Origin of the sequence: Marinobacter sp. R17 (genome assembly GCF_003789045.1) — a bacterium.
Lineage (GTDB): Bacteria > Pseudomonadota > Gammaproteobacteria > Pseudomonadales > Oleiphilaceae > Marinobacter_A > Marinobacter_A mangrovi.
This window is the reverse complement of the sequence record NZ_RHGZ01000006.1, coordinates 174,157-180,176: the sequence shown is the minus strand read 5'-3', so window position 1 is coordinate 180,176 and position 6,020 is coordinate 174,157. Positions and strand designations below refer to the sequence as shown.

Below are 6,020 nucleotides of genomic sequence, written 5' to 3'. Positions count from 1 at the left end.
CGTCTCTCGTAAACCTCAACTTCTCGAACCGCCCGGTGCGGACCCGCTTGCCGGGTGGTGTGGGAGGGGCGGAGCCAGAAGGCTCCCCCCTATCCCGATGTGGGTGCCGGGGTATCCCGGAGGCTGTCGATAAAGCAGGGCAGCTCTGCGAGCTGCTCCGAAGCTGAAGAGGGTGTTGTAAAAGCTACTGCGCTTAGCCATACGGCGTTGAAAATCGCCTCGTGCGCGAGTCCGATCAAGATGCTCATTTACAACCCGTAAACTGCGCTCTTTCGTTGATTTTCGCCTTGTTTGGCTATCGCTCGCGACGCTTTTGCAACACCCTCTAAAGCGTCGGCTACATTTGCCTTAACTCGGGCATCGTAGGTTGGGCTGACGCAGGAAGCCCAACAGGCCGGGTTTGCCGCCAATCTCATTCCCTTCCGTGGTCGCCACGCCGGTTTTTTTGAGAAACCATGCTCCAAGCGTGTCTGCGATAATGGGGACGTTCCGTGCCCGCCTGTTGTTGGGCTTCCTGCGTCAGCCCAACCTACGATACTGAGGCGCCGCCAGGTGCTCGACGGTTGGAACGACTACCGCTCCACCGTTTCCACCCCGTTCTGCGTCCCGAGCAAAAGGATATCTGCCGGACGATGCGCAAACAGGCCATTGGTCACCACGCCCACGATCTGGTTCAGATCCCGCTCCAGTTCGATGGCGTTGTTGATGGTCAGGTTGTGAACGTCGAGGATCACGTTGCCGTTGTCGGTCACCACACCTTCCCGATAGACCGGGTCGCCGCCCAGTTTGACGATCTGCCGAGCCACATGGCTGCGGGCCATGGGAATGACTTCCACCGGCAGCGGGAAGGCGCCCAGCAGGTCGACCCGCTTGGATTCGTCAGCGATGCAGATGAAAGTCTTGGCGACCGCTGCCACGATCTTCTCCCGGGTCAGGGCCGCGCCGCCGCCCTTGATCAGCTCCAGGTGATCGTTGGCTTCGTCGGCGCCGTCGATATAGAACTCAAGGCTGGTGACCGAGTTGAGGTCGTAGACCGGGATGCCGTGCTGTTTCAGGCGATCGGCGGTGGCTTCCGAACTGGCGACGGCGCCATCAAAGCGTGATTTCAGCTCGGCCAACTGATCGATGAAATAGTTCGCGGTGCTGCCGGTGCCTACCCCGATCACGCTGTCTTTGGCCAGCTTGGGAGTGATGATGTCGATGGCGGCCCGGGCGACGGCCTGTTTCAGTTCGTCCTGGGTCATAGCGTCCTCGCCAGATGGAAATGGGAATTGTCGAAGGGCCACCAGTATACCGGGCCGGCCAACGGGCATACAGGAAAAGCTGACCTGCGTCGCGAACGCGCGCCAATAGTGCTGGACGCCCCGGCCGCTAAGTCCTTAGACTTGAGGGTTTTCACCCACCATTCACTCACGAGTCCATCAGGACTCACAAACCCGAAAACCCAGAGAAGGGAATTGCTCCATGCCACAGCGCTACATCAAGAAAATACTCGATGCCCGAGTCTACGATGTGGCGATTGAATCGCCGCTGACTCATGCCCGTAACCTGTCCAAGCGGTTCAACAATCACATTATTATCAAGCGGGAGGACCTGCAGCCGGTTTTCTCGTTCAAGTGCCGTGGCGCCTACAACGCAATTGCCCATCTCACCGAGGAACAGCGGGAAAAGGGGGTGATCTGTGCTTCCGCCGGTAACCACGCCCAGGGTGTGGCCATGGCGGCCCAGGAGCTGGGCATCAAGGCGGTGATCGTGATGCCCCAGACCACGCCGGAGATCAAGGTCAAGTCGGTCCGCGATCGCGGTGCGAAGGTTGTGCTCAAGGGCGATGCCTTTGACGAAGCCGCCGCTCATGCCGCCGAGCTGATGGAAAAGCAGGGGCTGACGTATATCCCGCCTTACGACCACCCGGATGTGATTGCCGGCCAGGGCACCGTGGCCATGGAACTGCTGTGGCAGTTCACCAAGCCGCTGCATGCCGTGTTTGTTCCGGTCGGTGGCGGTGGTCTGATCGCCGGGATGGCGGCCTACATCAAATACCTGCGTCCGGAGACCCGCGTCATCGGGGTGGAGCCGGAAGACTCCAACTGCCTGCAGGCCGCCCTGGCGGCCGGCGAGCGTGTGGTGCTCGATGAAGTGGGCATCTTTGCCGACGGTGTAGCGGTCAAACAGATCGGCAAAAACACCTGGGACGTCTGCAAGGAGTGTGTGGACGAGGTGATCACCGTGTCCACGGACGAGATCTGCGCCGCCATCAAGGACGTGTTCGACGACACCCGCTCCATCTGCGAGCCGGCCGGCGCGCTCTCGGTTGCCGGTATCAAGAAATATGTGCAGCGCGAAGGCATCGTGGGCCAGAACCTCGCGGGTGTCCTGAGTGGCGCGAACATGAACTTCGACCGGTTGCGCTACATTTCGGAGCGAACCGAGATCGGTGAGCAGCGCGAGGCGATCCTGGCGGTCACCATCCCGGAGCGGCCGGGCGCTTTCAAGTCGTTCATCAACGCACTGCACAAGCGCAACATCACCGAGTTCAACTACCGGTTCTCCGACGGAGACGAGGCGCGCATCTTTGTGGGCATCCAGATCCAGTCCGGTGGCCTCGGCCGGGACGAACTGGTGCAGGATCTGCGCGACGGTGGCTATCCGGTGATCGACCTGACCGACAGCGATATCGCCAAGCAGCACATCCGTCACATGGTGGGCGGCCATGCGCCGCATATCCACAACGAAAAGGTCTTCCAGTTCGAGTTCCCGGAACGCCCGGGCGCGCTGTTGAAGTTCCTGATGTCGCTGGGCACCCGCTGGAACATCTCCATGTTCCATTACCGCAATCATGGTGCGGCCTACAGTCGCGTGTTGATGGGCGCGCAGGTCGAGGATCATGAGACCGGCGCCTTCACCAAGATGCTCGACAAGGTCGGTTTCCGCTATGAGGACGTGACCGACAACGAGGCCTATCGGCTGTTCCTGGGGAACGGCAACGGGCGCTAGGAACTTACCGGGACAACCTCAGTCTCACTCCAGGCCGGCCGGAATCCGCGTTAAATGGCGGATTCCGGCCGGTTTTTTACGGGCCTACGAACGCTTTCAAAAAATGAACCTTCTGTAACCTGTAAAAAATTGTAATACCGCAGTTAGCTGATACTATTTAGAGCAATTCTCTGAATAAAAAATAAACACCTGATTGATGTAAGGTTTTGAAGTCCGGGATTCATGACGGGCTCGTCATACTTTCAGTCCGGTCGGGTGTCCAGGCTGCGCACATTAAAAACAGAGATAGAAAACGGCCAATTAGCCGTTCGCATTGGGGGATGCAAAACCATGGAACGAAAGCCTGACGTCATACGGGCGCTCGTTTTTCTTTTCGTCATTGGTCTGGCGGTGACCGGATTGACCTCGTTGCAGGCGTCCGAACCGAAATCCAGGGCGGTCAGCATGGCCGACTCGTCGGATTCACCGCTGCTGCAATTGCTGGAAGACTGACAAGCTTTTCGAGCGTAAAGAAAAGTCCCGGCACTTTGTCGGGCTTTTCCTCTCAATTCCGGGTGCGGCGCCGCAGTCGTCCCTGTCGTTTCTCGCCCAGCCGATAATGGCCGATGAACAACCGGCCCGCTTCCTGTCGCTCCTGCACACCACCTGTATCACAGGCCACCTGCCGTGCGGGCGTAATCACCGCGTTCATGGGCACGTCCCAGGACTGGATCGGTAGTCGTTCCACCTGCTGGCTGTCGTGGGCCAGTCCGATCAGCACCGGAGGTCGAGCGGCTTCCAGATGTTTGAAGGCGAACGTACGATCGTAAAAGCCGCCTCCCATACCGAGTCTTCCACCCTCCCGGTCAAAGCCCACCAGCGGCATCAGAACCGCATCCAGCGCCCAGGGCGCCCGACGCGGAGCATTCCGGCAGGCCGGCTCGGGGATTCCGAAGCGGTTTGGTTTCAGTCGGGTAGTGGGGTCCAGTCGATAGAACCAGAGACGGTTGCCGAGAATCGGGTGCAGGACCGGCAGATAGACCGTCTGACGTCGGCGACGCGCTTCAACGATAAACGCCCGGGGGTCGATCTCACCGTCGTTGGGGAGATACAACCCGATATGACGTGCACGGGACTGGCCAAAGTAGCGCATCAACTGGCGCACCAGGGCTCGTGAGGCCTTGCGCTGGGCGGCTGGAGATAATGAGCGGCGGCGCTGGCGCAACTGGCGGCGGAGGCGTTTGCGATCCGGGCTGGCTGGAAGGGGAGGCAAGAAGGCAGTCACGTGCGGTCCGTTGTCCTGAAGCAGTGAGGGCGGGCGCAAGAGAGAAAGAAAGCTTCCCGGGATGCCGTTATCGGATGTGGCCCTTGAACCCTAAAGTTCAAGGTGGTGGCCGCTGTGACACATTAGGCTTTCCCCTGCGTGGGGGACATGCTCACAATGCCCTGAAGTAGCCACCTGGGTATTGCGCATCGGCTCGAGGACGTATCCGACCAGCGAACACCCCAGGAAGTGAAGTCATTATACGGGCTAGACCGGGTGCGATTGCAAACCCGTTTCGGAAATCCCCATCATTGGAAATGACAATGAGGTCACGGCATCAGTTGCCGGACTCGCCCAGGGCTTCATCCAGCCGGCTGTTCATCCGATCGAGCACTTTGGAAGCGCCTTCGGACACGTCGTTCTGGAGCAATTCGTGGGTGATGTTTAGGGCGGCCATGACGGCGATTCGCTCGGTGCCGAAGACCTTGCCACTGGCGCGGATTTCCCGCATCTGTGAGTCCAGGTGGCGGGCAGCCTGTTGCAGCTCGCTGCGGGCTTCGTCCGGGCAGGCAACCAGGTAGGACTTGTCGAGGATGTTGACTTCGACCGTGGTGGGTTTGTCGGGCATCGGGAACCTCTGATTAAGTCGGGTGGCGATTCTGGCGTCCCTTGAAAGCCGGAATCAGTGTTGCTCCAGTGCTCTGAGGCGGCCAATCATCGCTTCGATCTTGTTTCGGGCGAGATCGTTTTTCTGCATAAGCTGGGCGCGTTCGCGGTTCCAGTCATCCTGCATCTGACGCATGGAAGCGTTTTCCTGCTCCAGTTTCTGACAACGAGCAATCAGGCGATCCACCTTGTCGGCGAGGGCCTGCAGTTCGGACTGATCCATGGCGTTCTACTTCCTGGGCGAAGAGTCTGGAAGAGGAATTCTCCGTAAGTTACCCGATCAACTATAAATGCGGCCCGTTAGGGGGTCAATTTGCGGACCTTGCCGTCCCGTCATGTTGGCCGGATCTGCGACGCCGTCCACGTCACAGGGCAGATTGGCGACGTTGTGGGCAGCGGTTGCAGAAAAGTTGCGCCCGGTCAGGAAGAACGCCGGTTCCGGCGGGCGTGCCCGATGCCTTTGCCGGCTGCGGGTGCTACGATAGTGACCCATTCAAAGTAGCCAACGTAAGTCGAGTAATGACCGAGAACGAATCCACAACACCGTCCCTGGGTGACTTCGAATCCTGGGCCAATCTGTTCGCCTCCTACAAGGCGTTCAGCCACCCCGCCGAACTGCACGGTGGTCTCTGTGGCCGGCTGGCCGCGGGCGGTCGCCTGAAGACGGACGAATGGCGCGCCCTGGCCTGCGAGAACATGGGCGTGGCGCCGGAGGCGGTTGAGAGCAGTGAAGAACTGCAGACCTTCCTGGACACCGCCTACGAGGTCACCCTGGCCTCGCTGCAATCGTCCGACCTGAGCTTTGCCCCGCTGCTGCCGGACGACGACTATGCCCTCGATCAGCGTCTGCAGGCCTTGTCCGCCTGGGTTCGGGGATTCCTGGAAGGCATGGCCGTCATGGCCAGCCGCCAATTAGGCGAAGCCACTGGCGAGGTCCGCGAGCTGGTGGAAGACCTGGTTGCCATCAGCCAGGTCGCCGAAGGCGAGGGCGACAGCGAGGAAGGCGAACAGCAGTTCAACGAGATTACCGAGTACGTGCGGGTGGGCGCGCTCACGGTGTTTACCGAATTCAATGCCCCGGAACCGCCCGCTGATAAAACGCTTCACTGAGAGAGGC

General features: G+C 59.9%; 7 protein-coding genes and 1 other RNA gene. 3 read left to right on the top strand and 5 right to left on the bottom strand.

Translation table 11 applies throughout. The features are described 5' to 3' along the window. Positions 1-572 precede the first annotated feature (572 nt). Positions 573-1,244 carry a ribose-5-phosphate isomerase RpiA gene (gene rpiA, locus EB809_RS06835; RefSeq protein WP_123634070.1) on the bottom strand — a complete coding sequence of 224 codons (672 nt, stop codon included), beginning with the start codon at positions 1,242-1,244 and terminating at the stop codon, positions 573-575. A gap of 220 nt (positions 1,245-1,464) precedes the next feature. Here rpiA and ilvA point away from each other — a divergent pair, with 220 nt between their 5' ends. Both ilvA and EB809_RS20930 read left to right on the top strand, forming a co-directional pair. After that, positions 1,465-2,994, top strand: coding sequence for a threonine ammonia-lyase, biosynthetic (gene ilvA / locus EB809_RS06830; RefSeq protein ID WP_123634069.1), 1,530 nt, complete (start codon positions 1,465-1,467; stop codon positions 2,992-2,994). A gap of 330 nt (positions 2,995-3,324) precedes the next feature. Beyond that, positions 3,325-3,486 (top strand): hypothetical protein, encoded by a 162-nt coding sequence (locus tag EB809_RS20930; RefSeq protein ID WP_190294844.1) that lies wholly within the window; start codon positions 3,325-3,327, stop codon positions 3,484-3,486. 52 nt (positions 3,487-3,538) lie between these two features. On the opposite strand, the gene EB809_RS06825 is transcribed toward EB809_RS20930, so the two are convergent. The 4 genes from EB809_RS06825 to EB809_RS06810 all read right to left on the bottom strand — a co-directional run bounded on the left by EB809_RS06825 (position 3,539) and on the right by EB809_RS06810 (position 5,126). Then, positions 3,539-4,258 (bottom strand): 5-formyltetrahydrofolate cyclo-ligase, encoded by a 720-nt coding sequence (locus EB809_RS06825; protein ID WP_123634068.1) that lies wholly within the window; start codon positions 4,256-4,258, stop codon positions 3,539-3,541. 49 nt (positions 4,259-4,307) lie between these two features. Beyond that, positions 4,308-4,489, bottom strand: a non-coding RNA gene (gene ssrS / locus EB809_RS06820) — 6S RNA. Positions 4,490-4,574: 85 nt separating this feature from the next. After that, positions 4,575-4,865: a cell division protein ZapA gene (locus EB809_RS06815; protein ID WP_123634067.1), complete on the bottom strand. Its 291-nt coding sequence runs from the start codon at positions 4,863-4,865 to the stop codon at positions 4,575-4,577. Between the two features lie 54 nt (positions 4,866-4,919). Further along, positions 4,920-5,126: a TIGR02449 family protein gene (locus EB809_RS06810; protein WP_123634066.1), complete on the bottom strand. Its 207-nt coding sequence runs from the start codon at positions 5,124-5,126 to the stop codon at positions 4,920-4,922. 296 nt (positions 5,127-5,422) lie between these two features. On the opposite strand from EB809_RS06810, the gene EB809_RS06805 reads away from it, so the two are divergent. Beyond that, complete coding sequence (locus EB809_RS06805) at positions 5,423-6,013, top strand: UPF0149 family protein (protein WP_123634065.1); 591 nt, start codon at positions 5,423-5,425, stop codon at positions 6,011-6,013. Positions 6,014-6,020: the final 7 nt, after the last annotated feature.